Origin of the sequence: Candidatus Spongiihabitans sp. (assembly GCF_965247905.1) — a bacterium.
In the GTDB taxonomy this organism is placed as follows: Bacteria; Pseudomonadota; Gammaproteobacteria; order Arenicellales; family Poriferihabitantaceae; genus Spongiihabitans.
This window is the reverse complement of sequence record NZ_OZ252047.1, coordinates 512,275-537,148: the sequence shown is the minus strand read 5'-3', so window position 1 is coordinate 537,148 and position 24,874 is coordinate 512,275. Positions and strand designations below refer to the sequence as shown.

Sequence of the window (24,874 nt, the reverse complement as noted above, 5' to 3'; positions counted from 1 at the left end):
CGGAATATGCGCGACCAGCGTCGTATTATACAAAAATTTCAAGGTTTGTGTTGATAATTTCAAATTTTGTGTCAAATTGGATTTCGCACCGTGATTTGCGACAAACTATAGGAACATGCGGATAGTGTCAAGGGAGGATATTATGGAAAATTTAGGAAAAAGCAAGGGGGTGGGGGGGGGGGGGGGGGGGTGATTCTCGCCGGCAGAAAGGAGTCACGCTACGCGTGACGGCATTAATAGCCCCCCAACCCGTCATTGCCCGGCTTGTCCCGGGCAATCCAGTCATTAAACCGTTCGGCGTAGCCGAACTCCTCATTCCCGCGGCTTCGCCGCAAACGAGTCACGCTACGCGCAAAAAATCGCCGAAATTCCATAAAAATAGAGTATACTATGCAGAAGAGCCAGTTGCTCGATTGAGCATTGGATGGCGAATGAGGAGGCCATCATGACACCTACAAGAACACGAAATCCGTTTACACCGGGTAGCGGGAAAAGCCCGCCTTATCTGGCCGGTCGGGAAAATGAGCAGAATCGGCTTAGAGAGATATTAGCAGATATGGCTGATGGGGATTCGCCTGCCGCCGACATGGTTATGTATGGGCCCAGGGGTATGGGCAAAACCGTGTTATTGCGTTGGTTAAAAGTGGAAATTGGGGGAAATAAAAAGCTGATACATTTTTATAAAAAAAGAAATTCGGTACGCGCATGTTCGACCACCGCTAATAAATTAGCAACACCAGCAAAAATGTGGACGTTTTTATTGTCTGAGGAAACTTTGGCGGAAAAGGTATTGGGTGGCGAAACAACAGCAGGTGTTAAGGCCGGGGCGTCTGCTGCTGATACAGTTTCGGCTGAGGCGTTTATTGCTAAGACATGGAAGGAAAAAGAGCCTACTGATGGCGTTTTATTAAACGCTTTGATTTCTCAATGCAAAAAAAATCCCTTGGTGGCTCTGGTGGATGAAGCACATACCATGGAACCGGGTCTGTGTCGTAGTTTGCTAAACCTGAGTCAAGAGGTACGAGAGGAAGCACCTTTTTTGCTGGTTCTCGCCGGCACTCCCGGTTTATCACATTTCTTGACCACAGTAGGGGCTAGTTTTGTTGGCCGCTCCGAGAAAATGGGCATTGCACGATTAGATGCGCAGGCTACTGCGGACGCCATTGTAAAGCCGTTGCAGGAAGACGGCATAACAGTGGACGCCGATGCTTTGGAACATGTAGTGGAAGACAGCCAGCATTATCCGTACTTCATTCAACTTTGGGGCGAAGCTCTTTGGGATGTGGCAAAGCAAAAAGACCTGCAAAAACTGACTGCTCAAGAAATTACCGAAGTAGAAACAAAGATTGAGAACCGCCGGTTAAACTTTTATGGAGAGCGCAGAGCAACATTAGACGACCTTGAGCTGCTGCCGGCGGCTGTTGCTATTGCAACAATATTCCAAGACACGGAAATAACCACAAGGGATAGGCTCAAAGAGATCATTGCAGATAATTTACCTGTTGATTCACATGCTACACAGTCAGTTAATGAGCATCTACGAACGCTTATTCGCCATGAATTTATTTGGAACCCGCCGGACACAGATTTATATGAGGCGGGCATCCCGAGTTTGATGAAATATGTCCTGGACCGGCAGCGCGAGCATGTGCAAGAAACATCGCCGGCAGCAGAATGAGTCACGCTACGCGTGACGACATTAATAGTCCAACTCCGCCGGACTTTTTCTCGGTTGCTTTGGCTTCTCAAAGAAAGTCACAACTTTACAATTCGCCATTACCCCCCAACCCGTCATTGCCCGGCCCATATTATTATTGGCCGGGCAATCCAGTTAAATATCTGTCACGCGCAGCGTGACTCCTTACTCCCGGTTGCTTTGCCCTCCCAACGCACCTTTGCCCTCTCAATTCACCATTACCCCCCACCCCGTCATTGCCCGGCTTGTCCCGGGCAATCCAGTCATTAAACCGTTCGGCAAAGCCGAACTCCTTATTCCCGCGGCTTCGCCGCAAACGAGTCCGGCTACGCACAAAAAACCGCCGAAATTCCATAAAAAAGAGTATACTCTACAAGAGTTAGTTGGTGTTCTGATAACCTATTAAATAGCAAATGAGGCGTTGGTTATGACACAGATTGAAGGTTTGAATCCGTTTACACCCGGGACTGGGCAACTCCCGCCTTATCTGGCAGGTCGGGAAAGCGAGCAGGGTCGGTTCAGACAAATATTGGCAAAAATATCTGCCGGAAGGTCGCCCGATGCCGACATAGTTATGTATGGGCCCCGGGCATGGGCAAAACAGTGCTATTGAATTGGCTCGCAAATGAAGTCGAAAAGGACGGTACAAAGAACAATTCTATACGGGTAAGCCGAGTGACTCCCGATAAATTAACATCCCCAGCGGATATGTGGAGTTACTTGTTGTCTCAGGATTGGAAGAATAGTTTAAAGCCCGACGAGGTGACTGCTGGAGTTGGTGCCGTGTCTGCTACCTGGGGATCAAAGAGCGCGGTCAATCCAGCACTGGTGAACACTGTGGTCAATGAATGTAAAAAGAGTCCCTTGATATTTCTGATGGATGAAGCGCATACCATGGAGCCGGACATGTGTCGTGCTTTGTTAAACCTGAGCCAAGAGATAGGAAACAAAGCACCCTTTTTGCTGGTTCTCGCCGGCACTCCCGGCTTGGCACATTTCCTGACCACAGTGGGGGCTAGTTTTGTTGAACGTTCCACGAAAATGGGCATTGCACGATTAGAGGCGCAGGCTACTGCGGATGCTATTGTAAAGCCGTTGGATGCCGATGGCGTACACATCGCCGCCGATGCTTTGGAACATGTAGTGGAAGACAGCCAGCACTATCCTTATTTTATTCAACTTTGGGGCGAATCTCTGTGGGATTTGGCAAAGGAAAAAGAATTGCAAAAACTGACTTCTCATGAAGTCACGGCGGCAAAGACAAGAGTTGAGAGCGTCCGACTGGGCTTTTATAGTAGCCGCCGCCGGAGATTGAAAGATGATGGATTATTAAAAGTCGCTGCAGATTGCGCAGCGATATTTCAAGACCAGTCAAGATTTAAAGAAGTAGATCTCGAAAAAGCCATCAAAGACGCATTGCCGGACAATCAATCAGACGAGCGATACGAATCGCAGGTTTTGAGGGACTTGGCTCGCCATGAGTTTATTTGGAATCCGCCGGACACAGATTTATATGAGGCGGGCATTCCGAGTTTGATGAGATATGTACTCGATAAACAACGAGAACATATACAAAATTAATAGTCCAACTCTGCCGGACTTTTTCTCGGTTGCTTTGGCTTCTCAACGCGCTTTTGTCCTTTCGATTCACCATTACCCCCCAACCCGTCATTGCCCGGCCCATATTATTATTGGCCGGGCAATCCAGTTAAATATCTGTCACGCGCAGCGTGACTCCTTATTCCCGCGGCTTCGCCGCAAATGAGTCCGGCTACGCCGGACGGCATATTTCAACTGGATTCCCGCCTACGGCGAGAATGACGAATTAAAGAGTCGTCATTGCCCGGCCCATATTATCATTGGCCGGGCAATCTAGTGGATAATTGTCACGCGCAGCGTGACTCCTTATTCCCGGTTGCTTTGCCCTCCCAACGCACCTTTGCCCTCTCAATTCACCACTGCCCCCCACCCCGTCATTGCCCGGCTTGTCCCGGGCAATCCAGTCATTAAACCGTTCGGCAAAGCCGAACTCCTTACTCCCGCGGCTGCGCCGGACGGCATATTTCAACTGGATTCCCGCCTGCGGCGAGAATGACGAATTAAAGAGTCGTCATTGCCCGGCCCATATTATTATTGGCCGGGCAATCCAGAGCGGCGTAGCCGCCAGCGTGACACATCCGCACCGCAGCACGACGACGAAAAGACAAGCGCAAATAACACGCCGCCGCAAATTTATGTATATAATTCCTATTAGAGTAGTAAATGAGAAATCCACCATGACACTGATCAAAGATTTGAATCCGTTTAGGCCAGGTACTGGGCAATTCCCGCCTTATCTGGCGGGCCGGGAAAATGAGCAGGGTCGGCTCATGAAGATATTGGCAGAAATGTCTGCCGGACGGTCGCCTGCCACCGACATGGTTATGTATGGCCCGCGGGGTATGGGAAAAACAGTATTGCTGAATTGGCTCGAAATTGAAGCCAAAAAGGCCAGCACGAAGGATAATCCAATACGTACCAGTTGGACGACTCCCAATGAATTAACATCCCCAGCGGATCTATGGAGTTACTTGTTGTCTCAGGATTGGAAGAAGCGTTTGAAGCCTAATCAGTGGATTGCCAAATTTGCTCTGCTGTCTGCTACTTGGGAATCAAGGAGCGCGGCCAATCAAGCACTGGTGAGCGCTCTGACCAATGAATGTAAAAAGAGCCCCCTGATATTTCTGATGGATGAAGCACATACCATGGATGCGGGCTTGTGCAATGGTTTGTTAAACCTGAGCCAGGAGATACGAAGGGAAGCACCCTTTTTACTGGTTCTCGCCGGCACTCCTGGCCTGAGACATTTCTTGTCCACGGTAAACGCCAGTTTTGTTGAGCGTTCCAATGTAATTGGCATTGCACGATTAGATGCACAGGCCACTGCGGATGCCATCGTAAAGCCGTTAAATGAACATGGCATAGAAATAGACGACACCACACTCGCACAGGTCGTTGAAGACAGCCAGCACTATCCCTACTTCATTCAACTTTGGGGCGCGGCTTTGTGGGGTGTCGCAAAGGAAGAAGAACTGCAAAAATTGACTTCTCAGGAAGTCACCGCGGCAAAGACAAAAGTTGATAGCGTCCGGCTGGACTTTTATGAGGAACGCAAAGATAAATTAGACGATCTTGGACTGTTGCCAGCGGCTATTGCTATTGCAAAAGTATTTCAAGACACGGAAACAACCACAAGGGATACGCTGAAGAAGGTCATTGCAGATAATTTACCTGTCGATTCACTTACTACACAGTCAGTGAATGAACACCTACGGACGTTTATTCGACATGATTTCGTCTGGCGATCGCCGCAGATGACTTTATATGAACCCGGTATTCCCAGTCTGATGACTTATATACTGGATCAGTAGCGAGAGCATATTCAAGAGGCATCACCGACAGCATCAAAATCGAATCAGGATGCCCTTACTAAAGGTCGTAATGACGATCCTGGTTTCGGACGTTGATTTATGGCGATTATGTAGCAAAGTGCCGAAACCTCATAAAAAGAGTACACTATACAAAGGTTAGCTAGTTGTTCTGAATTGAGTATTAAATAGCGAATGAGAAATCCATCATGACACTGATCAAAGATTTGAATCCGTTTAATCCGGGTAGCGGAGGATCTCCGCCTTATCTGGCTGGTCGGGAAAATGAACAGGGTCGGCTCATGAAGATATTGGCAGAAATGTCTGCCGGACGGTCGCCTGGCGCCGACATGGTTATGTATGGCCCGCGGGGCATGGGAAAAACAGTATTGCTGAATTGGCTCGAAATTGAAGCCAAAAAGGCCAGCACGAAGGATAATCCCATACGTACCAGTTGGACGACTCCCAATAAATTAACATCCCCAACGGATCTATGGAGTTACTTGTTGTCTCAGGATTGGAAGAAGCGTTTGAAGCCCGACGAGTTGACTGCTGGACTTGGTGCCTTATCTGCCACTTGGGAGTCAAAGGGCGCGGCCAATCAAGTGCTGGAAAATACTTTAGTCAATGAATGTAAAAAGAGTCCCTTGGTGTTTCTGATGGATGAAGCGCATACCATGGATGCGGGCTTGTGCAATGGTTTGTTAAACCTGAGCCAGGAGATACGAAGGGAAGCACCCTTTTTGCTGGTTCTCGCCGGCACTCCCGGCTTACGACATTTCCTGTCCACGGTAAACGCCAGTTTTGTTGAGCGTTCCAACAAGATTGGCATTGGCCGCTTGGATGCACAGGCTACTGCGGATGCCATTGTAAAACCGTTAAATGAACATGGCATAGAAATAGACGACAACACCCTTGCACCAGTCGTTGAAGACAGCCAGCATTATCCGTATTTTATTCAACTTTGGGGCGAATCTCTGTGGGATTTGGCAAAGGAAAAAGAATTGCAAAAACTGACTTCTCATGAAGTCACGGCGGCAAAGACAAGAGTTGAGAGCGTCCGACTGGGCTTTTATAGTAGCCGCCGCCGGAGATTGAAAGATGATGGATTATTAAAAGTCGCTGCAGATTGCGCAGCGATATTTCAAGACCAGTCAAGATTTAAAGAAGTAGATCTCGAAAAAGCCATCAAAGACGCATTGCCGGACAATCAATCAGACGAGCGATACGAATCGCAGGTTTTGAGGGACTTGGCTCGCCATGAGTTTATTTGGAATCCGCCGGACACAGATTTATATGAGGCGGGCATTCCGAGTTTGATGAGATATGTACTCGATAAACAACGAGAACATATACAAAATTAATAGTCCAACTCGGCCGGACTTTTTCTCGGTTGCTTTGGCTTCTCAACGCGCTTTTGTCCTTTCGATTCACCATTACCCCCCAACCCGTCATTGCCCGGCCCATATTATTATTGGCCGGGCAATCCAGTGGATAATTGTCACGCGCAGCGTGACTCCTTATTCCCGCGGCTACGCCGCAAACGAGTCCGGCTGCGCCGGACGGCATATTTCAACTGGATTCCCGCCTGCGGCGAGAATGACGAATTAAAGAGTCGTCATTGCCCGGCCCATATTATTATTGGCCGGGCAATCCAGTGGATAATTGTCACGCGCAGCGTGACTCCTTATTCCCGATTACTTTTGCCCTCCCAACGCGCCTTTGTCCTCTCGATTCACCACTGCCCCCCCCAACCCGTCATCCTCGCCGGCAGGCGGAAAAAATCGCCGGGAGCACCATGAATCGACTGGACGCGAGCGAAGCGAGCCCGAAAGGCGCGTATCAGGGATGATACGCGCAAAATTGTGCTAAAACCGCTTGAATTCCCCATAAAACAGTGTTTTACTTACCGCTCATTGTTTTCAATAAGGAAATTAATAACGTGTCATCATTCGTATTTGACACTCGCCAAGCCGTCAAAAACCTTAAGGGCGCCGAAGCCATGGTAACCACCATCGGCAGCGCTATTACCGATCAGGTAGCCACCAAGACTGACATAGAACACCTTAAAAAGGACTTGACTATCCGCCTCGGGTTTATGCTTTTCGCTGCTCTCGCTGCCATGACCACCATCCTCCAAGTGCTCAAGTGAGTCACGCTTCGCGTGACGGCGGCTTCGCCGCAAAGGAGTCCGGCTACGCGCAAAAAATCGCCAGAATTTCATAATAAAGAGTATACTATGCAGAAGAGCCAGTTGCTCGATTGAGCATTGGATGGCGAATGAGGAGGCCATCATGACACCTACAAGAACACGAAATCCGTTTACACCGGGTAGTGGGAAAAGCCCGCCTTATCTGGCCGGTCGGGAAAATGAGCAGAATAGGCTCAGGCAGATATTGGCAAACATGGCTGCCGGGGAGTCGCCTGCCGCCGACATGGTTATGTTTGGTCCACGGGGCATGGGAAAAACAGTGCTGCTGAGTTGGCTCGAAAATGAAGCCAAAAAGGCCAGCACGAAGGATAATTCAATACGTACCAGTTGGACGACTCCCAATAAATTAACATCCCCAACGGATCTATGGAGTTACTTGTTGTCTCAGGATTGGAAGAAGCGTTTGAAGCCTAATCAGTGGATTGCCAAATTTGCTCTGCTGTCTGCTACTTGGGAATCAAGGAGCGCGGCCAATCAAGCACTGGTGAGCACTCTGACCAATGAATGTAAAAAGAGTCCCTTGATATTTCTGATGGATGAAGCGCATACCATGGATGCGGGCTTGTGTCGTAGTTTGTTAAATCTGAGCCAGGAGATACGACGAAATGAAGCACCCTTTTTGCTGGTTTTCGCCGGCACCCCCGGCTTGCAATATTTCCTGTCCACGGTAAACGCCAGTTTTGTTGAGCGTTCCGACAAGATTGGCATTGGCCGCTTGGACGCACAATCTACTGCGGATGCCATCGTAAAACCGTTAAATGAACACGGCATAGAAATAGACGACAGCACCCTTGCGCCGGTCGTTGAAGACAGCCAGCACTATCCTTACTTTATTCAACTTTGGGGCGCGGCTTTGTGGGGTGTCGCAAAGGAAGAAGAACTGCAAAAATTGACTTATCAGGAAGTCACGGCGGCAAAGACAAAAGTTGAGAGCGTCCGGCTGGACTTTTATGGAGAACGCAAAGATAAATTAGACGACCTTGGACTGTTGCCAGCGGCTATTGCTATTGCAAAAGTATTCCAAGACGCGGAAACAACTACGAGGGATGTGCTGAAGAAGGTCATTGCAGATAATTTACCTGTTGATTCACTTACCACACAGTCAGTGAATGAACATCTGCGAACGTTTATTCGACATGATTTCATTTGGAAACCGCCGCAGATTGATTTATATGAGGCGGGCATTCCCAGTCTGATGACTTATATACTGGATTAGTAATGAGCCCGGCATAGTTGGCGGCTTCGCCGCCGGTAAGGATAGCGGCTAACGCCGAACCCCTTCACCACTGCCCCCCACCCCGTCATTCTCGCCGGTAGGCGGAAAAAATCACCGGGAGGGCCATGAATCGACTGGGCGCGAGCAAAGCGAGCCCGAAGGGCGCGTATCAGGGATGATACGCGCAAATCCAGAGTGGCGGCGCAAGCCGCCCGGTGAGTCACGCTTGCGTAATGATACTAATAGCTCGGCATACCAGGTTTTTTCTCGTTTGCTTTTGTCTTCTCAAAGAAAGTCACACTTTACAATTCACCATTACCTATAATTCGTCATTGCCCGGCCCATAATTATTATTGGCCGGGCAATCCAGTTATTAAACCGTTCGGCGCAGCCGAACTCCTTTTATCGCGGCTTCGCCGCCATTTTTCCTCGTGTGCTTTTGGCGTCTCAAAAGGAGTCACGCTACGCGCAAAAAATCGCCGAAATTCCATAAAAATAGAGTATACTATGCAGAAGAGCCAGTTGCTCGATTGAGCATTGGATGGCGAATGAGGAGGCCATCATGACACCCACAAGAACACGAAATCCGTTTACACCGGGTAGCGGGAAAAGCCCGCCTTATCTGGCCGGTCGGGAAAATGAGCAGAATAGGCTCAGGGCGATATTGGCAAACATGACTGCCGGGGAGTCGCCTGCCGCCGACATGGTTATGTATGGACCCCGGGGCATGGGCAAAACAGTATTGCTGAATTGGCTCGAAATTGAAGCCAAAAAGGGCAGCACGAAGGATAATCCCATACGTACCAGTTGGACGACTCCCAATAAATTAACATCTCCGGCGGATCTATGGAGTTACTTGTTGTCTCAGGATTGGAAGAAGCGTTTGAAGCCCGACGAGTTGACTGCCGGACTTGGTGCCTTATCTGCCACTTGGGAGTCAAAGGGCGCGGCCAATCAAGTGCTGGAAAATACTTTAGTCAATGAATGTAAAAAGAGTCCCTTGGTGTTTCTGATGGATGAAGCGCATACCATGGATGCGGGCTTGTGCAATGGTTTGTTAAACCTGAGCCAGGAGATACGAAGGGAAGCACCCTTTTTGCTGGTTCTCGCCGGCACTCCCGGCTTACGACATTTCCTGTCCACGGTAAACGCCAGTTTTGTTGAGCGTTCCGACAAGATTGGCATTGGCCGCTTGGACGCACAGGCCACTGCGGATGCCATCGTAAAACCGTTAAATGAACATGGCATAGAAATAGACGACAGCACCCTTGCGCCGGTCGTTGAAGACAGCCAGCACTATCCTTATTTTATTCAACTTTGGGGCGAATCTCTGTGGGATTTGGCAAAGGAAAAAGAATTGCAAAAACTGACTTCTCATGAAGTCACGGCGGCAAAGACAAGAGTTGAGAGCGTCCGACTGGGCTTTTATAGTAGCCGCCGCCGGAGATTGAAAGATGATGGATTATTAAAAGTCGCTGCAGATTGCGCAGCGATATTTCAAGACCAGTCAAGATTTAAAGAAGTAGATCTCGAAAAAGCCATCAAAGACGCATTGCCGGACAATCAATCAGACGAGCGATACGAATCGCAGGTTTTGAGGGACTTGGCTCGCCATGAGTTTATTTGGAATCCGCCGGACACAGATTTATATGAGGCGGGCATTCCGAGTTTGATGAGATATGTACTCGATAAACAACGAGAACATATACAAAATTAATAGTCCAACTCGGCCGGACTTTTTCTCGGTTGCTTTGGCTTCTCAACGCGCTTTTGTCCTTTCGATTCACCATTACCCCCCAACCCGTCATTGCCCGGCCCATATTATTATTGGCCGGGCAATCCAGTGGATAATTGTCACGCGCAGCGTGACTCCTTATTCCCGCGGCTTCGCCGCAAATGAGTCCGGCTACGCCGGACGGCATATTTCAACTGGATTCCCGCCTACGGCGAGAATGACGAATTAAAGAGTCGTCATTGCCCGGCCCATATTATCATTGGCCGGGCAATCTAGTGGATAATTGTCACGCGCAGCGTGACTCCTTATTCCCGGTTGCTTTGCCCTCCCAACGCACCTTTGCCCTCTCAATTCACCACTGCCCCCCACCCCGTCATTGCCCGGCTTGTCCCGGGCAATCCAGTCATTAAACCGTTCGGCAAAGCCGAACTCCTTACTCCCGCGGCTGCGCCGGACGGCATATTTCAACTGGATTCCCGCCTGCGGCGAGAATGACGAATTAAAGAGTCGTCATTGCCCGGCCCATATTATTATTGGCCGGGCAATCCAGAGCGGCGTAGCCGCCAGCGTGACACATCCGCACCGCAGCACGACGACGAAAAGACAAGCGCAAATAACACGCCGCCGCAAATTTATGTATATAATTCCTATTAGAGTAGTAAATGAGAAATCCACCATGACACTGATCAAAGATTTGAATCCGTTTAGGCCAGGTACTGGGCAATTCCCGCCTTATCTGGCGGGCCGGGAAAATGAGCAGGGTCGGCTCATGAAGATATTGGCAGAAATGTCTGCCGGACGGTCGCCTGCCACCGACATGGTTATGTATGGCCCGCGGGGTATGGGAAAAACAGTATTGCTGAATTGGCTCGAAATTGAAGCCAAAAAGGCCAGCACGAAGGATAATCCAATACGTACCAGTTGGACGACTCCCAATGAATTAACATCCCCAGCGGATCTATGGAGTTACTTGTTGTCTCAGGATTGGAAGAAGCGTTTGAAGCCTAATCAGTGGATTGCCAAATTTGCTCTGCTGTCTGCTACTTGGGAATCAAGGAGCGCGGCCAATCAAGCACTGGTGAGCGCTCTGACCAATGAATGTAAAAAGAGCCCCCTGATATTTCTGATGGATGAAGCACATACCATGGATGCGGGCTTGTGCAATGGTTTGTTAAACCTGAGCCAGGAGATACGAAGGGAAGCACCCTTTTTACTGGTTCTCGCCGGCACTCCTGGCCTGAGACATTTCTTGTCCACGGTAAACGCCAGTTTTGTTGAGCGTTCCAATGTAATTGGCATTGCACGATTAGATGCACAGGCCACTGCGGATGCCATCGTAAAGCCGTTAAATGAACATGGCATAGAAATAGACGACACCACACTCGCACAGGTCGTTGAAGACAGCCAGCACTATCCCTACTTCATTCAACTTTGGGGCGCGGCTTTGTGGGGTGTCGCAAAGGAAGAAGAACTGCAAAAATTGACTTCTCAGGAAGTCACCGCGGCAAAGACAAAAGTTGATAGCGTCCGGCTGGACTTTTATGAGGAACGCAAAGATAAATTAGACGATCTTGGACTGTTGCCAGCGGCTATTGCTATTGCAAAAGTATTTCAAGACACGGAAACAACCACAAGGGATACGCTGAAGAAGGTCATTGCAGATAATTTACCTGTCGATTCACTTACTACACAGTCAGTGAATGAACACCTACGGACGTTTATTCGACATGATTTCGTCTGGCGATCGCCGCAGATGACTTTATATGAACCCGGTATTCCCAGTCTGATGACTTATATACTGGATCAGTAGCGAGAGCATATTCAAGAGGCATCACCGACAGCATCAAAATCGAATCAGGATGCCCTTACTAAAGGTCGTAATGACGATCCTGGTTTCGGACGTTGATTTATGGCGATTATGTAGCAAAGTGCCGAAACCTCATAAAAAGAGTACACTATACAAAGGTTAGCTAGTTGTTCTGAATTGAGTATTAAATAGCGAATGAGAAATCCATCATGACACTGATCAAAGATTTGAATCCGTTTAATCCGGGTAGCGGAGGATCTCCGCCTTATCTGGCTGGTCGGGAAAATGAACAGGGTCGGCTCATGAAGATATTGGCAGAAATGTCTGCCGGACGGTCGCCTGGCGCCGACATGGTTATGTATGGCCCGCGGGGCATGGGAAAAACAGTATTGCTGAATTGGCTCGAAATTGAAGCCAAAAAGGCCAGCACGAAGGATAATCCCATACGTACCAGTTGGACGACTCCCAATAAATTAACATCCCCAACGGATCTATGGAGTTACTTGTTGTCTCAGGATTGGAAGAAGCGTTTGAAGCCCGACGAGTTGACTGCTGGACTTGGTGCCTTATCTGCCACTTGGGAGTCAAAGGGCGCGGCCAATCAAGTGCTGGAAAATACTTTAGTCAATGAATGTAAAAAGAGTCCCCTGATATTTCTGATGGATGAAGCGCATACCATGGATGCGGGCTTGTGCAATGGTTTGTTAAACCTGAGCCAGGAGATACGAAGGGAAGCACCCTTTTTGCTGGTTCTCGCCGGCACTCCCGGCTTGCGACATTTCCTGTCCACGGTGAACGCCAGTTTTATTGAGCGTTCCAACAAGATTGGCATTGGCCGCCTGGATGCACAGGCCACTGCGGATGCCATCGTAAAACCGTTAAATGAACATGGCATAAAAATCGACGACAACACCCTTGCGCCGGTCGTTGAAGACAGCCAGCATTATCCGTATTTCATTCAACTTTGGGGCGAGGCCCTTTGGGATCTGGCAAAGGAAAAAGAACTGCAAAAATTGACTTCTCAGGAAGTCACCGCGGCAAAGACAAGAGTTGATAGCGTCCGGCTGGACTTTTATGGAGAACGCAAAGATAAATTAGACGACCTTGGACTGTTGCCAGCGGCTATTGCTATTGCAAAAGTATTTCAAGACACGGAAACAACTACGAGGGATGTGCTGAAGAAAGTCATTGCAGATAATTTACCTGTTGATTCACTTACTACACAGTCAGTGAATGAACATCTGCGGACGTTTATTCGACATGATTTCGTCTGGCGATCGCCGCAGATGACTTTATATGAACCCGGTATTCCCAGTCTGATGACTTATATACTGGATTAGTAGCGAGAGCATATTCAAGAGGCATCACCGGCAGCATCAAAATCGAATCAGGATGCCCTTACTAAAGGTCGTAATGACGATCCTGGTTTCGGACGTTGATTTATGGCGATTATGCTTAATTACCAATGGTTAAACATGTAGATAATTCCCCAAAAAAAATCATTCTCGCCCGATTTACCACTCCCAATCAACACGTCATCCTCGCCGGCAGGCGGGAATCCAGAGCGGCGGCGCAAGCCGCCCGGTGCGTCACGCTTGCGTAATGATACTAATAGTTCGGCGTACAGGGCTTTTTTTCTCGTTTACTTTTGGCATCTCAAAAGGAATCACGGTCTGGAGATATGGTTTGGATTATGACGGTATTAGTTACTCTCATGGTTTTTTAGTTCTGGGTTCTCGCCGTTGGCGAGAACAACAGACTGGATTCCCGCCTGCCGGCGAGAATGACGGGTTGGGGAGATAATGTGAATCGCAAAGTGTGACTTTCTTTGAGACGCCAAAAGTAACCGAGAAAAACCGTCAGCGAAACAGTGAGCTTATACAAGAATGACGGCCGAGAGGGCGGTGCTAAAATACCACTGGAAAGGAACAAAACGGGCAGTTAATTAGTGAACACATACAATTCTCGCGGCAGGCGCAAAAAATCGCCGAAATTCCATAAAAAGAGTATACACTGCAAGAGTTAGTTGGTTGTTTTGATAACCTATTAAATAGCGAATGAGGCGTTGGTTATGACACCTAAAAAAATACGGAATCCGTTTAGGCCGGGTAGAGGAGCAACCCCGCCTTATCTGGCAGGTCGGGAAAATGAGCAGGGTCGGATTAGAGAGATATTAGCAGATATGGCTGATGGAGATTCTCCTGCCGCCGACATGGTCATGTATGGGCCCCGGGGCATGGGCAAAACAGTGCTGCTGAATTGGCTCGTAGATGAAGCCAAAAGGGGCGAAGCAAATGATAATTCTATACGTACAAGTTCGGCGACTCCTAATCAATTAAAAAATCCGGCAGAGATATGGGGTTTTCTATTGTCTGATGAAGGTTGGAAGGAAAAGTTATTGTCGGGTGAAACAACAGCAGGATTTGATGCAAAGGTATTTTTCGCCAAGACATGGAAGGAAAAATCCCCTACTAATAAAATCCTTTTAAACACTTTGATTTCTGAATGTAAAAAAAATCCTTTGGTGTTTCTGTTGGATGAAGCCCATAAAATGGAACCAGAGCAATGTCTCGCTTTGTTAAACATTAGCCAACAGGTACAAAACGAAGCCCCCTTTTTGCTGGTTCTCGCCGGCACTCCCGGCTTATCACATTTCCTGACCACGGTGAACGCCAGTTTTGTTGAGCGTTCCGATGTGATCGGCATTGGCCGTTTGGATGCACAGGCCACAGCAGATGCCATTGTAAAGCCGCTAAATGAACATGGCATAGAAATAGACGACACCACACTCGCACAGGTCGTTGAAGACAGCCAGCATTATCCTTACTTTATTCAACTTTGGGGCGCGGCCCTTTGGGATTTGGCAAAGGAAAAAGACCTGCAAAAACTAACATCACAAGAAATTACCGAAGCAGAAACAAAGGTTGAGAACCGCCGGTTAAACTTTTATGAAAAACGCAGAAAAACATTAAGCGATCTTGGGTTGCTGCCGGCGGCTGTTGCTATTGCAACAATATTCCAAGACACGGAAACAACCACAATGGATACGCTCATAGATGTTATTGCAGATAATTCACCCGTCGATTCACCTGCTACACAATCAGTTAATGAGCATCTGCAAACGATTATTCGCCATGAATTTATTTGGAATCCGCCGGACACAGATTTATATGAGGCGGGCATCCCGAGTTTGATGAAATATGTCCTGGACCGGCAACGCGAGCATGTGCAAGAAAGATCATCAAAACCAAACCAAGAAATCCCTGCTAAAAATGGCAATAGCGACCTTGATCTCGGACCTTGATTAAAGGAACTGTGCTTAGTTGCCAAGGGTTAAACATGACTATAATTCCCAAAAAATTGTGTCCGACGTAGCCGGACTGTTAGTGTCGTCACGCGCAGCGTGACTTATCCACTTTGAAGCCGTGATAAAAGGAGTCCGGCTACGCCGGACGACATATTTAACTGGATTGCCCGGCCAATAATAATATGGGCCGGGCAATGACGAGTTGGGGGCGAATTGGACAATGACATCCCTGCCGTCATTCTCACCGGCAGGCGGAAAAAATCGCCGGGAGCGCCATGAATCGACTGGGCGCGAGCGAAGCGAGCCCGAAGGGCGCGTATTAGGGATGATACGCGCAAAAAAGCCCGGTTTGACCGGACTCATTAATTACGAACAAACATTGCGCGCCGGCTTTGTTTATTCAAATAGATGCCCGCTTGCAGCGAGGATGAGGAAAAACTGTCAGCAAATAAATGAGCCTATACAATTCTCGCCGGCAGGAAGGAGTCACGCTACGCGTGACGGCATTAATAGTCCCCCAACCCGTCATTGCCCGGCTTGTTCCGGGCAATCCAGTTATTAAACCGTTCGGCGCAGCCGAACTCCTTATTCTCGCGGCTTCGCCGAAATGCCATAAAAAAAAAGAGTATACTATGTAAGGTTAGTTGGTGTTCTGACTGAGATTAAATAGCAAATGAGGCGTTGGTTATGACACAGATTGAAGGTTTGAATCCGTTTACACCCGGGACTGGGCAACTCCCGCCTTATCTTGCCGGTCGGGAAAATGAGCAGGGTCAATTCAGGCAGATATTGGCAAAAATATCTGCCGGAAGGTCGCCCGATGCCGACATAGTTATGTATGGGCCCCGGGGTATGGGCAAAACGGTGCTGCTTAATTGGTTAAAAAATGAAGTTAAAGAGTACGGCACGACAGATAATCCTATACGTACAAGTTCGGCGACTCCTAATCAATTAAAAAATCCGGCAGAGATGTGGGGGTTTCTATTGTCTGATGATTGGTTGAAAAATTTACCGCCGGATAAAATGGAATTTGGAGTTAAGGGATTCTTATCTGGTACTTGGACGAAAAAAGGCGCCCCTAACCAAGCACTATTAAAGGATTTGATTTCTGAATGTAAAAAAAATCCTTTGGTGTTTCTGTTGGATGAAGCACATACCATGGAGCCGGAGCAATGTCTCGCTTTGTTAAACCTTAGCCAACAGGTACAAAACGAAGCACCCTTTTTGCTGGTTCTCGCCGGCACTCCTGGCTTGTCACATTTCTTGACCACAGTGGGGGCTAGTTTTGTTGAACGCTCCAAGAAAATGGGCATTGCACGATTAGATGCGCAGGCTACTGCGGATGCCATCGTAAAACCGTTAAATGAACATGGCATAAAAATCGACGACAACACCCTTGCGCCGGTCGTTGAAGACAGCCAGCACTATCCTTACTTCATTCAACTTTGGGGCGAAGCCCTTTGGGATCTGGCAAAGGAAAAAGAATTGCAAAAACTGACTTATCAGGAAGTCACGGCGGCAAAGACAAGAGTTGAGAGCGTCCGGCTGGGCTTTTATAGTAGCCGCCGCCGGAGATTGAAAGATGATGGGTTATTAAAAGTCGCTGCAGATTGCGCAGCGATATTTCAAGACCAGTCAAGATTTAAAGAAGTAGATCTCGAAAAAGCCATCAAAGACGCATTGCCGGACAATCAATCAGACGAGCGATACGAATCGCAGGTTTTGAGGGACTTGGCTCGCCATGAGTTTATTTGGAATCCGCCGGACACAGATTTATATGAGGCGGGCATTCCGAGTTTGATGAGATATGTACTCGATAAACAACGAGAACATATACAAAATTAATAGTCCAACTCGGCCGGACTTTTTCTCGGTTGCTTTGGCTTCTCAACGCGCTTTTGTCCTTTCGATTCACCATTACCCCCCAACCCGTCATTGCCCGGCTTGCTCCGGGCAATCCAGTTAAATATCTGTCACGCGCAGCGTGACTCCTTATCCCCGATTGCTTTTGGCGTCTCAAAAGGAATCATCACCTTCCGATTCGCCATTGCCCCCCACCCCGTCATTGCCCGGCTTGTCCCGGGCAATCCAGTCATTAAACCGTTCGGCAAAGCCGAACTCCTTACTCCCGCGGCTACGCCGGACGGCATATTTCAACTGGATTCCCGCCTGCGGCGAGAATGACGAATTAAAGAGTCGTCATTGCCCGGCCCATATTATTATTGGCCGGGCAATCCAGAGCGGCGTAGCCGCCAGCGTGACACATCCGCACCGCAGCACGACGACGAAAAGACAAGCGCAATTAACACGCCGCCGCAAATTTATGTATATAATTCCCGAGAGAATTAAGGGGACACAACACTTAATTATCAGCCTTGTTTGCTTTGCCCTAGTCTTTATTCTTTGTTAGTATTCTCCCAAGGGTTTTTTCCGCGGTTTTAGGAAGCCCCATCACTACCCGCAGGTTCATAATTAAGTGTTGTGTCCCCTTAATTTAACAAATTAACAAAAAACATCAGTCTATGGCCGGTGGCGATAACTTAAAGGGCAACAATCATTGCCTTTGCGATGCTCGAAATGGGCGGCAGCACGCCCTCCCGACATGTGCGGGCGAACCGGCCGTTTGCACGAAACACACTTAAAGGTTTCATTGGACAAATGCCCATTGGTTTTTTTACGAATCTCCAGAGCATCATCGATCGATATTTCTTTACCTTTGTAAATACAAGAAATTGACCGGGGCGTGGCAATCTCCGCTTGGCACGGTTCGCCAATGCCAGATGGCGTGGTCTGCGTTTTGTGACGGGCAACATATACATCAAGCAACTGCCGAATCATTTTTTGATATTGCGTATGATTCGCTTTGGCCTCGGCCTTGAAGTAAGCGATGCTTTCCGAACTCAAGGAAATGGTCACCTTGGTATTTTCGCCCTTGAATTTGAGTTCTCTGGGCGATGGCAGAAAATCGGCGACAACCTTGATATCGCCAATTGGTTCGTCAGCGTACTGGATTTGCTTTCTCATAGATTTTCTTCCCCCTTCTCCAATAGCCCGCACCCAATATGCGGATGCGGTTATGTCGGTATGTGAAACGCACCGTCAGGACACCAGTGCCATCTCGGTTCATGCCAAAACAAAAATACCGCTTTTCATGTTGGCTATGGGAACCATCCTCGGCAATTACGCGGTTCTCATCGGCGAAAGCGTATTGTGCCTGATGAAATGACACCTCATGCTTTTTCTGATTTTCACGGTCTTTACCTTCATCCCATTCAAAACTTGCGCTTGGCATATATCCAGAGAATAGCACAGATATGGCTATTTAACCATATTTTTTTACACCGCCGAATAATCCAGCAACGGCGCCAACGCCCGGTGCAAAATGTCCGCCGCCCATGCTTGCCCATCGTGGTCTTCGATTAAATCCTGGCGAATTTCGATCAACGCCATCTCCACATCACGCGCTTGCGCATGAACGACCAGTGCATATCCGAGCGGGTCACAAGCGTAGAATTAAGGGAAAATTAAGGGGACACAACACTTAATTATCAGCCTTGTTTGCTTTGCCTAGTCTTTATTCTTTGTTAGTATTCTCCCAAGGGTTTTTTCCGCGGTTTTAGGAAACCCCATCACTACCCGTAGGTTCATAATTAAGTGTTGTATCCCCTTAATTCGCATGGTGTTAGTCAAGCGCACAACCGACCGCCCTTATCTCCATCAATGTTTTATCCGCCACCTCATTCATGGCTTCGGCCGCCGCCTTCATCCCGCTGGAAGTGAAAAGGTCGGGATAATACATGCCAAAATACATAGCCTCTCCGTGCGCCGTGGATGCCACCCCTAAATAATTGATAAGCAGAACGCACTTGCGCTGATTGGATGTAGCGGCTGGATATTGCGCCGCAAAATAAACGGACTGCTTTTCAAAAACCGCAACCGCTTTTTCAAGAGAGTCCCTATCGGCATCCTCGTAGCCCGCTATCGCGGCGGACGATAAAATCAGCAATGCCGAGAATATAATTTTTTTCATTTTAATTTTCCTCTGATTATTGCGGGGATTAAAGTAAAGTGGAGTGGCGGTGGTCATTTCGGCAGCCTATCCCGGACACCTTCAAGGTGCTTGACCGCCTCTGCAAGCGTTTCCGCCCCGCCGTAGGCATGGGCTCCACTAAACAAAACCAGCCCGCCCTCATTGCCCCAAATTTCTGGGTTCGCGTCAGCCCAGACCTGCGCCTGCTCCATGGCAGACCGACCGTCTCTAGGTGTCCTTTGGTTTTATTCCTAGAATTTCCAAAACTTTGTATTCCTCGTCCGGGGTTACTCCACACGTAGCGAAAAATTTATTGAAGCTCGTAACTTCATTACTGTGCTCCGCCATTTGTTGGCGCACGCATTCTGCTTTGAGTTGCAAATCTGACATCGTTTTAGCCCCCTGAGCAAGGGTTTGTAAAAAATGGATTATATCATATTCTAAACGGTTACGATGCGAAAGCGGGGCGAAATTCAGGGCGACGGTGGCAGCAAGGCGATTTAGTTCCCGTATAAATACCCCGGCAGCCACAACGCAATCTGCGGAAAAAATATAATCAGCAACAAGCCGATGATCTGAATGAGCATAAATTGCATCATGCCGGCGTAGATGTCCTTCAAATCCCATTGCGGGACTACGCCCTTGAGAAAATACGCCGAGAGCGCCACCGGTGGCGATAGCCAGGCGGTTTGCAGATTCACCGCCACCAGGATGCCGAACCAGACCAGATCGAATCCGAGTTGTTCGACCACCGGCAGCAGGATGGGAATAATGATCAGCACAATCGGCACCCATTCGAGTGGCCAACCGAGGATAAATATCAATGCCATAATCATAAATAAAATGGGTTCAAGATACTTTAAGCGGTCGATTTCGGATAGATGTTAGCAGATATTGATCCCTATTTTCGTGGCGTGTATGGAAGCGAAACTCGCACTCTTTCAGATGATAGTAAAAGGTCTGTTTATGAATGCCCCTGAAGCGGGTAAGGCGCACTTTGCACAGCCCCCGAAAATTCTCAATTCCGTTGATGTGGTTGCTACCTCGTGTAAACTCGTTGTGCCCATGTCTGATGCGGTAATGTCGTTTATATCCAAAGTCGGCGAGCCCATCGTAGGTTTTGAATCCATCGGTATAAATGACCGTGTCCGGTCCGACTTTTTACCTGATAATCGGCAGTATTTCAGCCACAGAGCAGTTTTTGACGATCTGCGTATAGACCTTGCCGCCACGCCCGAGCATGCCAAATACCGGCACTTTGCCGGCGGCACCACGTCCGCGCTTGCCGCGCACTCGGCGTCGACCGAAGTAGATTTCGTCCAGTTCCACCGCGCCCTCATCAAAGGGGCTGACGAGTTCGCATTGCTCGGCAATGTGTTGTCTGATTTGAGTATACAATCGGTTGGTCGCTGGGCCAGAGATGCCGGTGATTTGAGCGACTTTGCAAGCCTAGATATCAAGGCAAAACAGCCGCAGGATCGCCCTGAATTTCTTCTCGGAATTTCGGCAACGGATGACATACTTGTTTTTCATTTATAGCACAATTAGGTATGCGATTCGTGATCCACTATTTCCCGGAAAGGCCGCAATGCGCGAGAGCATGTGGTTAATCAACCATCCTTCGGTACTGACCGTTCGATATGAAGATCTGGCCGGAAAATGTGCTGGAGGGAGTGAAGCCAGACAAAGGCAGATTCTTAAAAAGTTGGCGGACCACCTGAATCGTGCGATCGATATTGATGAAGCAATGAGAGTATGTAGCCGAACGGACACGTTTACTTTCTACAAAGGAAAGATTGGCCGTTGGCAGGATGTTTTTACTGATAAGATTTGCAAGGAATTTAATCATCACTTTGCATTAGAATTAGAGCAGTTGGGGTATTCGGATACCGCGGATGACTAAAGCGACCCTGAAGCAGGATGGACAGGATGGCAACATAGCGCGCGGTATTGGTTTGATGTTGTTGTCGGCTTTGATGTTTGCGCTGGCCGGGGTTGCGGTGAAGTTTGCGATTGCCGAGTTGTCCGTTTTTGCGCTGGTGTTCTGGCGCAACTTGCTCAGTTTTTTTCTGTTCTTGTTATGGATGTATTTCGCGGGTTTTTCCGATATTAAAACCACGCGCATTGCGCTTGCCTTTTCGTCGCCATGCGGTGTTGCGCATCGTCACTCGGTCGTTCACATACTTAATGTATGCTCACTCCCTCGCTCCTCGCGCGCCTTGCCTGACAACGAAAAAATCGCCGGGAGCGCCATGAATCGACTGGGCGCGAGCGAAGCGAGCCCGAAGGGCGCGTATCAGGGATGATACGCGCAAAATTTGGCGTGCAATGTTTGTTCGTAATTAATGAGTCCGGCGTAGCCGGACGGTTTAATGACTGGATTGCCCGGCCAATAATAATATGGGCCGGGCAATGACGGGTTGGGATGACAATGGTAAATCGCAAAGTGTGATTCTCTTTGAGATGCCAACGGTAAATAATTGTCACGCTGCGCGTGACTCCTTGGCATCGCCGCGATTATGGGTATACTGCTGGTGGTCGTTGGCGCACACATCACCACCAAAAAACCGGCGAGTGCCGGGGCGAGTGCCGGGGCGAGTGCTTGATGTTCCCATGAAACGATAACCAACACCTAAACAGGGTATTCATAATGGCAAACGAAGGCTATCACGAACCGATTGAAGAGTTGTCCGACGAGACTCGCGACATGCACCGCGCGATTATTTCGCTAATGGAAGAACTGGAAGCGGTGGACTGGTATAACCAGCGGGTCGACGCATGCAAAGACCCGGAACTGAAGAGTATTCTTGCGCACAATCGCGATGAAGAAAAAGAACACGCCGCCATGGTGCTGGAATGGATTCGACGCAGGGACGATGTCCTCGATCGCGAACTGCGCGAGTCGTTGTTCAGCGAAGGTCCAATCGGGCATTGATTGTGCTACGCCACAGGCAGAAATTTTTGATGCGGCGGCGGTAAACGCGCGCGCCCTGATCGGAGAAATGGATCGGAGAAATGGATCGGAGAAATGGATCGGAGAAATGGATCGGAGAAATGACAAGATGAAAACCGAAGCGGTGATGAACGGCGATGCCGCCGAAATGGTGAACTTGGATCGCTATCCGATCAATCATCTTGGCTCGGCCGAAGGGATTGCGTTCGCCCGGCGGTGCCGGCAGGAATACCTTGATACCGGGTTGTGCATGTTACCGGGGTTTGTCTTGCCACAGGCCGGTCAACTGCTCGCCGACGAGGCCGATGAACTCAGCGGCGATGCCTATTTCTGCAACAACACCCACAACGTCTATCTCACCGCGGATAATCCGGAGTTGCCGCCGGATGATGCCGCTCGGCGGCGGCAACAAACTCTGGTCGGTTCGGTGGCATTTGATCAGATTGTCGAACACACCAATCTGCGCCGCTTGTATCTGTGGGACCCGCTCAGAGACTTTATTGGTGCCGTCCTCGACCAGGGCGAATTCCACCGCTTCGCCGATGTCTTTGGCGCATGTTCCATCAATGTGTTTGTCGACGGCGGTCAGCATGGCTGGCATTTTGACGAGTCTGAATACAGCGTGACCTTGCTGTTGCAGTCGCCGGAATCCGGCGGCGCGTTCGAATATGTGCCGCGAATACGCGGGCTCGCCAATGAAAAAGAGCGAGTCGCCGATGTGTTGAACGGCGAGCGTAGCGACGTGGTGGAATTGCCGTTCACGGTCGGCGCTTTGCTGATTTTCGGCGGTCGGCAGACCATTCACCGGGTAGTTAAGGTGCGTGGAAGCCGCGCCAGACTGACGGCGGTTATGTGTTACAGCGAAACACCGGGCGCGCAAAACAGCGAAGCGGTACGCAAAATGTTCTGGGGGCGCGCCGGTGTGGAATCGGCGCGGGTAATGGGATGATGATGAGCGATACCGCCGCCGTGCCGGATGCTGTGGTGGATGAATTTGAACGCAATGGCGTGGTTTGTCTGCGCGGTTTGTTCGAGCAACGCTGGCTGAATCAACTGGCCGATGGCGTGGAGAAAAACTTTGCCGCGCCGGGTCCATACCAGCGGGTCTATACCACCCCCGGCAACCCCGGCGCGTTTTATGATGACTATTGCAACTGGCAGCGCATCGATGAATACCGCGATTTTATTTTACATTCCCCCACCGCCGAAATCGCCGCACGGCTGATGCGCTCGACTACGGCGATCAACTTTGCTCTTTATGGCTGCCGTTGGAGGCGGTGCCGAAGCGTGCGTGTCCGGAGTTTATCGCCGGCTCCCACGCGAGCGGCGTATTGTATTATCCGCGCCTGTTTGCCAGTCACGAAAATTACAGCAAAGACGAGGACGGATTTGAATCGGTGCCCGACATTGACGCGCATCGTGAACAATACGACATTTTGTCCTGGGATCTTGCGCCCGGCGACTGCATCGCGTTTCACATGCGCGCAGTGCACGGCGCACCACCCACCACCGGGCTGAAATCCCGCCGGCGCGGGTTTTCTTCCCGCTGGCTGGGCGATGATGCGCGTTTTGCAACGCGTCCGTGGACCACTTCGCCGCCCTTTGAAGAAATACATCTGAATCCGGGCGACGCGATGGAGCATCCCGAGTTTCCCGTGGTGTGGCGGTGCTAATCGCCGTTTTTGTTACGCCATCCAGTTTATCGCCAGGGACGGCGGGTAGTTCGGCGGAGCAGGACGCGAGAGCCGAACAACACGCTTCCCGCCGCGCCATTCCTGTATAGAATATCGCGGCTTCGCCGCAAAGGAGTCTGGCTTTGCTGGACGACATATTTAACTGGATTCCCGCCTGCGGCGAGAATGACGGGCCGGGGGGGCAATGGTGAATCGGAAGGCAAAGAGTCCTTTTGAGAAGACAACGGTAAATAATTGTCACGCAAAGCGTGACACTAAAACGGCGTTGCTCCAGCGTAGCCGGACTTCTTATTCTCAATGTGCCATTGGCGTCTCAATTCGCCTTTGTCTTCTCAATTCACCATTGTCTCCCCAACTCGTCATTGCCCGGCTTGTTCCGGGCAATCCAGTTATTAAACCGTTCGGCGTAGCCGAACTCCTTTTATCGCGGCTTCGCCGCGTCTGGATTCCCGCCTGCCGGCGAGAATGACGGCAGGGAGGATGCGTAGCCGGACTTTTTCTCTCGTGTGCTTTGGCATCTCAACTCGCCTTTGTCCTCTCAATTCACCATTGTCTCCCCAACCCGTCATTGCCCGGCTTGTTCCGGGCAATCCAGTTATTAAACCGTTCGGCGTAGCCGAACTCCTTTTATCGCGGCTTCGCCGCGTCTGGATTCCCGCCTGCCGGCGAGAATGACGGCAGGGAGGATGCGTAGCCGGACTTCTTATTCTCAATGTGCCATTGGCATCTCAACGCGCCTTTGTCCTCTCAATTCACCATTACCTATCATTTGTCATTGCCCGGCCCATATTATTATTGGCCGGGCAATGACGAGTTG

37 protein-coding genes and 2 pseudogenes are annotated in these 24,874 nt (G+C 49.5%); 30 read left to right on the top strand and 9 right to left on the bottom strand.

The window, feature by feature from the left end:
* Positions 1-224 precede the first annotated feature (224 nt).
* Both ACP158_RS02695 and ACP158_RS02690 read left to right on the top strand, forming a co-directional pair.
* Positions 225-449 carry a hypothetical protein gene (locus ACP158_RS02695; RefSeq protein WP_424947446.1) on the top strand — a complete coding sequence of 75 codons (225 nt, stop codon included), beginning with the start codon at positions 225-227 and terminating at the stop codon, positions 447-449.
* Positions 446-1,678, top strand: a complete 1,233-nt coding sequence (locus ACP158_RS02690; RefSeq protein ID WP_424947445.1) for an ATP-binding protein — start codon at positions 446-448, stop codon at positions 1,676-1,678. The genes ACP158_RS02695 and ACP158_RS02690 overlap by 4 nt, the downstream gene beginning before the upstream one ends.
* 133 nt (positions 1,679-1,811) lie before the next feature.
* Here ACP158_RS02690 and ACP158_RS02685 read toward each other — a convergent pair whose 3' ends face one another.
* Entirely contained in the window at positions 1,812-2,030 is a 219-nt protein-coding gene (locus tag ACP158_RS02685) for a hypothetical protein (protein ID WP_424947444.1), read from the bottom strand.
* Between the two features lie 93 nt (positions 2,031-2,123).
* On the opposite strand from ACP158_RS02685, the gene ACP158_RS02680 reads away from it, so the two are divergent.
* The 17 genes from ACP158_RS02680 (at position 2,124) to ACP158_RS02600 (ending at position 15,377) form a co-directional block, all read left to right on the top strand.
* Positions 2,124-2,309, top strand: coding sequence for a hypothetical protein (locus ACP158_RS02680; protein ID WP_424947443.1), 186 nt, complete (start codon positions 2,124-2,126; stop codon positions 2,307-2,309).
* Positions 2,306-3,277 (top strand): hypothetical protein, encoded by a 972-nt coding sequence (locus tag ACP158_RS02675; protein WP_424947442.1) that lies wholly within the window; start codon positions 2,306-2,308, stop codon positions 3,275-3,277. The genes ACP158_RS02680 and ACP158_RS02675 overlap by 4 nt, the downstream gene beginning before the upstream one ends.
* Before the next feature lie 34 nt (positions 3,278-3,311).
* A complete protein-coding gene (locus tag ACP158_RS02670) occupies positions 3,312-3,461 on the top strand; it encodes a hypothetical protein (protein ID WP_424947441.1) in 150 nt (49 codons plus the stop codon).
* A gap of 74 nt (positions 3,462-3,535) precedes the next feature.
* Entirely contained in the window at positions 3,536-3,706 is a 171-nt protein-coding gene (locus tag ACP158_RS02665) for a hypothetical protein (RefSeq protein ID WP_424947433.1), read from the top strand.
* A complete protein-coding gene (locus tag ACP158_RS02660; protein ID WP_424947432.1) occupies positions 3,673-5,106 on the top strand; it encodes an AAA family ATPase in 1,434 nt (477 codons plus the stop codon). Before ACP158_RS02665 ends, ACP158_RS02660 begins: the two co-directional genes overlap by 34 nt.
* A gap of 206 nt (positions 5,107-5,312) precedes the next feature.
* A complete protein-coding gene (locus ACP158_RS02655) occupies positions 5,313-6,467 on the top strand; it encodes an AAA family ATPase (protein WP_424947440.1) in 1,155 nt (384 codons plus the stop codon).
* 34 nt (positions 6,468-6,501) lie between these two features.
* The gene (locus ACP158_RS02650) at positions 6,502-6,714 is read left to right on the top strand and encodes a hypothetical protein (protein WP_424947439.1); all 213 of its coding nucleotides are present in this window, start codon (positions 6,502-6,504) and stop codon (positions 6,712-6,714) included.
* A gap of 10 nt (positions 6,715-6,724) precedes the next feature.
* Positions 6,725-6,955, top strand: a complete 231-nt coding sequence (locus ACP158_RS02645) for a hypothetical protein (RefSeq protein ID WP_424947438.1) — start codon at positions 6,725-6,727, stop codon at positions 6,953-6,955.
* A gap of 90 nt (positions 6,956-7,045) precedes the next feature.
* A complete protein-coding gene (locus ACP158_RS02640; RefSeq protein WP_424947437.1) occupies positions 7,046-7,255 on the top strand; it encodes a hypothetical protein in 210 nt (69 codons plus the stop codon).
* Between the two features lie 142 nt (positions 7,256-7,397).
* Complete coding sequence (locus tag ACP158_RS02635) at positions 7,398-8,531, top strand: AAA family ATPase (RefSeq protein WP_424947436.1); 1,134 nt, start codon at positions 7,398-7,400, stop codon at positions 8,529-8,531.
* A gap of 562 nt (positions 8,532-9,093) precedes the next feature.
* On the top strand, positions 9,094-10,248 hold the full coding sequence (locus ACP158_RS02630; RefSeq protein WP_424947435.1) for an AAA family ATPase: 1,155 nt from the start codon (positions 9,094-9,096) through the stop codon (positions 10,246-10,248).
* Positions 10,249-10,282: 34 nt separating this feature from the next.
* Entirely contained in the window at positions 10,283-10,495 is a 213-nt protein-coding gene (locus ACP158_RS02625) for a hypothetical protein (RefSeq protein ID WP_424947434.1), read from the top strand.
* Positions 10,496-10,505: 10 nt separating this feature from the next.
* Positions 10,506-10,676: a hypothetical protein gene (locus ACP158_RS02620; RefSeq protein ID WP_424947433.1), complete on the top strand. Its 171-nt coding sequence runs from the start codon at positions 10,506-10,508 to the stop codon at positions 10,674-10,676.
* On the top strand, positions 10,643-12,076 hold the full coding sequence (locus tag ACP158_RS02615) for an AAA family ATPase (RefSeq protein ID WP_424947432.1): 1,434 nt from the start codon (positions 10,643-10,645) through the stop codon (positions 12,074-12,076). The genes ACP158_RS02620 and ACP158_RS02615 overlap by 34 nt, the downstream gene beginning before the upstream one ends.
* A gap of 206 nt (positions 12,077-12,282) precedes the next feature.
* Complete coding sequence (locus tag ACP158_RS02610) at positions 12,283-13,413, top strand: AAA family ATPase (RefSeq protein ID WP_424947431.1); 1,131 nt, start codon at positions 12,283-12,285, stop codon at positions 13,411-13,413.
* Positions 13,414-13,538: 125 nt separating this feature from the next.
* A complete protein-coding gene (locus tag ACP158_RS02605) occupies positions 13,539-13,676 on the top strand; it encodes a hypothetical protein (protein WP_424947430.1) in 138 nt (45 codons plus the stop codon).
* 579 nt (positions 13,677-14,255) lie between these two features.
* A complete protein-coding gene (locus ACP158_RS02600; RefSeq protein ID WP_424947429.1) occupies positions 14,256-15,377 on the top strand; it encodes an ATP-binding protein in 1,122 nt (373 codons plus the stop codon).
* A 104-nt stretch (positions 15,378-15,481) separates the two neighbouring features.
* Here the strand turns inward: ACP158_RS02600 and ACP158_RS02595 are convergent, their stop codons facing one another.
* Positions 15,482-15,619: a hypothetical protein gene (locus tag ACP158_RS02595; protein ID WP_424947428.1), complete on the bottom strand. Its 138-nt coding sequence runs from the start codon at positions 15,617-15,619 to the stop codon at positions 15,482-15,484.
* Positions 15,620-15,832: 213 nt separating this feature from the next.
* Here ACP158_RS02595 and ACP158_RS02590 point away from each other — a divergent pair, with 213 nt between their 5' ends.
* The 4 genes from ACP158_RS02590 to ACP158_RS02575 all read left to right on the top strand — a co-directional run bounded on the left by ACP158_RS02590 (position 15,833) and on the right by ACP158_RS02575 (position 17,729).
* Entirely contained in the window at positions 15,833-16,018 is a 186-nt protein-coding gene (locus ACP158_RS02590) for a hypothetical protein (RefSeq protein WP_424947427.1), read from the top strand.
* A 49-nt stretch (positions 16,019-16,067) separates the two neighbouring features.
* Positions 16,068-17,225: an AAA family ATPase gene (locus ACP158_RS02585; protein ID WP_424947426.1), complete on the top strand. Its 1,158-nt coding sequence runs from the start codon at positions 16,068-16,070 to the stop codon at positions 17,223-17,225.
* A 90-nt stretch (positions 17,226-17,315) separates the two neighbouring features.
* The gene (locus ACP158_RS02580) at positions 17,316-17,564 is read left to right on the top strand and encodes a hypothetical protein (protein ID WP_424947425.1); all 249 of its coding nucleotides are present in this window, start codon (positions 17,316-17,318) and stop codon (positions 17,562-17,564) included.
* Positions 17,565-17,582: 18 nt separating this feature from the next.
* Positions 17,583-17,729, top strand: a complete 147-nt coding sequence (locus ACP158_RS02575; RefSeq protein WP_424947424.1) for a hypothetical protein — start codon at positions 17,583-17,585, stop codon at positions 17,727-17,729.
* Between the two features lie 171 nt (positions 17,730-17,900).
* Here the strand turns inward: ACP158_RS02575 and ACP158_RS02570 are convergent, their stop codons facing one another.
* The 6 genes and pseudogenes from ACP158_RS02570 to ACP158_RS02545 form a co-directional block, all read right to left on the bottom strand.
* Positions 17,901-18,404: a hypothetical protein gene (locus tag ACP158_RS02570; protein ID WP_424947423.1), complete on the bottom strand. Its 504-nt coding sequence runs from the start codon at positions 18,402-18,404 to the stop codon at positions 17,901-17,903.
* A complete protein-coding gene (locus ACP158_RS02565) occupies positions 18,379-18,672 on the bottom strand; it encodes a BrnT family toxin (RefSeq protein WP_424947422.1) in 294 nt (97 codons plus the stop codon). The genes ACP158_RS02570 and ACP158_RS02565 overlap by 26 nt, the downstream gene beginning before the upstream one ends.
* A 390-nt stretch (positions 18,673-19,062) precedes the next feature.
* A complete protein-coding gene (locus ACP158_RS02560; RefSeq protein ID WP_424947421.1) occupies positions 19,063-19,410 on the bottom strand; it encodes a hypothetical protein in 348 nt (115 codons plus the stop codon).
* 228 nt (positions 19,411-19,638) lie between these two features.
* Positions 19,639-19,941: a hypothetical protein gene (locus tag ACP158_RS02555; RefSeq protein WP_424947420.1), complete on the bottom strand. Its 303-nt coding sequence runs from the start codon at positions 19,939-19,941 to the stop codon at positions 19,639-19,641.
* Positions 19,911-20,255, bottom strand: a pseudogene (locus tag ACP158_RS02550) (TRAP transporter large permease subunit); the annotation flags it as partial. The gene ACP158_RS02555 and the pseudogene ACP158_RS02550, both read right to left, overlap by 31 nt.
* Positions 20,256-20,259: 4 nt before the next feature.
* Positions 20,260-20,943, bottom strand: a pseudogene (locus tag ACP158_RS02545) (IS1595 family transposase).
* A gap of 55 nt (positions 20,944-20,998) precedes the next feature.
* Between ACP158_RS02545 and ACP158_RS02540 the strand changes: the two are divergent.
* Both ACP158_RS02540 and ACP158_RS02535 read left to right on the top strand, forming a co-directional pair.
* On the top strand, positions 20,999-21,313 hold the full coding sequence (locus tag ACP158_RS02540) for a hypothetical protein (protein WP_424947419.1): 315 nt from the start codon (positions 20,999-21,001) through the stop codon (positions 21,311-21,313).
* Complete coding sequence (locus ACP158_RS02535; protein WP_424947418.1) at positions 21,306-21,716, top strand: EamA family transporter; 411 nt, start codon at positions 21,306-21,308, stop codon at positions 21,714-21,716. The genes ACP158_RS02540 and ACP158_RS02535 overlap by 8 nt, the downstream gene beginning before the upstream one ends.
* Here ACP158_RS02535 and ACP158_RS02530 read toward each other — a convergent pair.
* Complete coding sequence (locus ACP158_RS02530) at positions 21,707-22,039, bottom strand: hypothetical protein (RefSeq protein WP_424947417.1); 333 nt, start codon at positions 22,037-22,039, stop codon at positions 21,707-21,709. The two genes, ACP158_RS02535 and ACP158_RS02530, sit on opposite strands and share 10 nt — an antisense overlap.
* 21 nt (positions 22,040-22,060) lie before the next feature.
* Here ACP158_RS02530 and ACP158_RS02525 point away from each other — a divergent pair, with 21 nt between their 5' ends.
* The 5 genes from ACP158_RS02525 (at position 22,061) to ACP158_RS02505 (ending at position 24,732) form a co-directional block, all read left to right on the top strand.
* The gene (locus ACP158_RS02525; RefSeq protein WP_424947416.1) at positions 22,061-22,345 is read left to right on the top strand and encodes an encapsulin-associated ferritin-like protein; all 285 of its coding nucleotides are present in this window, start codon (positions 22,061-22,063) and stop codon (positions 22,343-22,345) included.
* 106 nt (positions 22,346-22,451) lie between these two features.
* On the top strand, positions 22,452-23,312 hold the full coding sequence (locus tag ACP158_RS02520; RefSeq protein WP_424947415.1) for a HalD/BesD family halogenase: 861 nt from the start codon (positions 22,452-22,454) through the stop codon (positions 23,310-23,312).
* A gap of 328 nt (positions 23,313-23,640) precedes the next feature.
* The gene (locus tag ACP158_RS02515; protein ID WP_424947414.1) at positions 23,641-24,036 is read left to right on the top strand and encodes a phytanoyl-CoA dioxygenase family protein; all 396 of its coding nucleotides are present in this window, start codon (positions 23,641-23,643) and stop codon (positions 24,034-24,036) included.
* 208 nt (positions 24,037-24,244) lie between these two features.
* On the top strand, positions 24,245-24,526 hold the full coding sequence (locus ACP158_RS02510) for a hypothetical protein (RefSeq protein ID WP_424947413.1): 282 nt from the start codon (positions 24,245-24,247) through the stop codon (positions 24,524-24,526).
* An 80-nt stretch (positions 24,527-24,606) separates the two neighbouring features.
* Complete coding sequence (locus ACP158_RS02505) at positions 24,607-24,732, top strand: hypothetical protein (RefSeq protein WP_424947412.1); 126 nt, start codon at positions 24,607-24,609, stop codon at positions 24,730-24,732.
* The last annotated feature ends 142 nt before the right edge of the window (positions 24,733-24,874 follow it).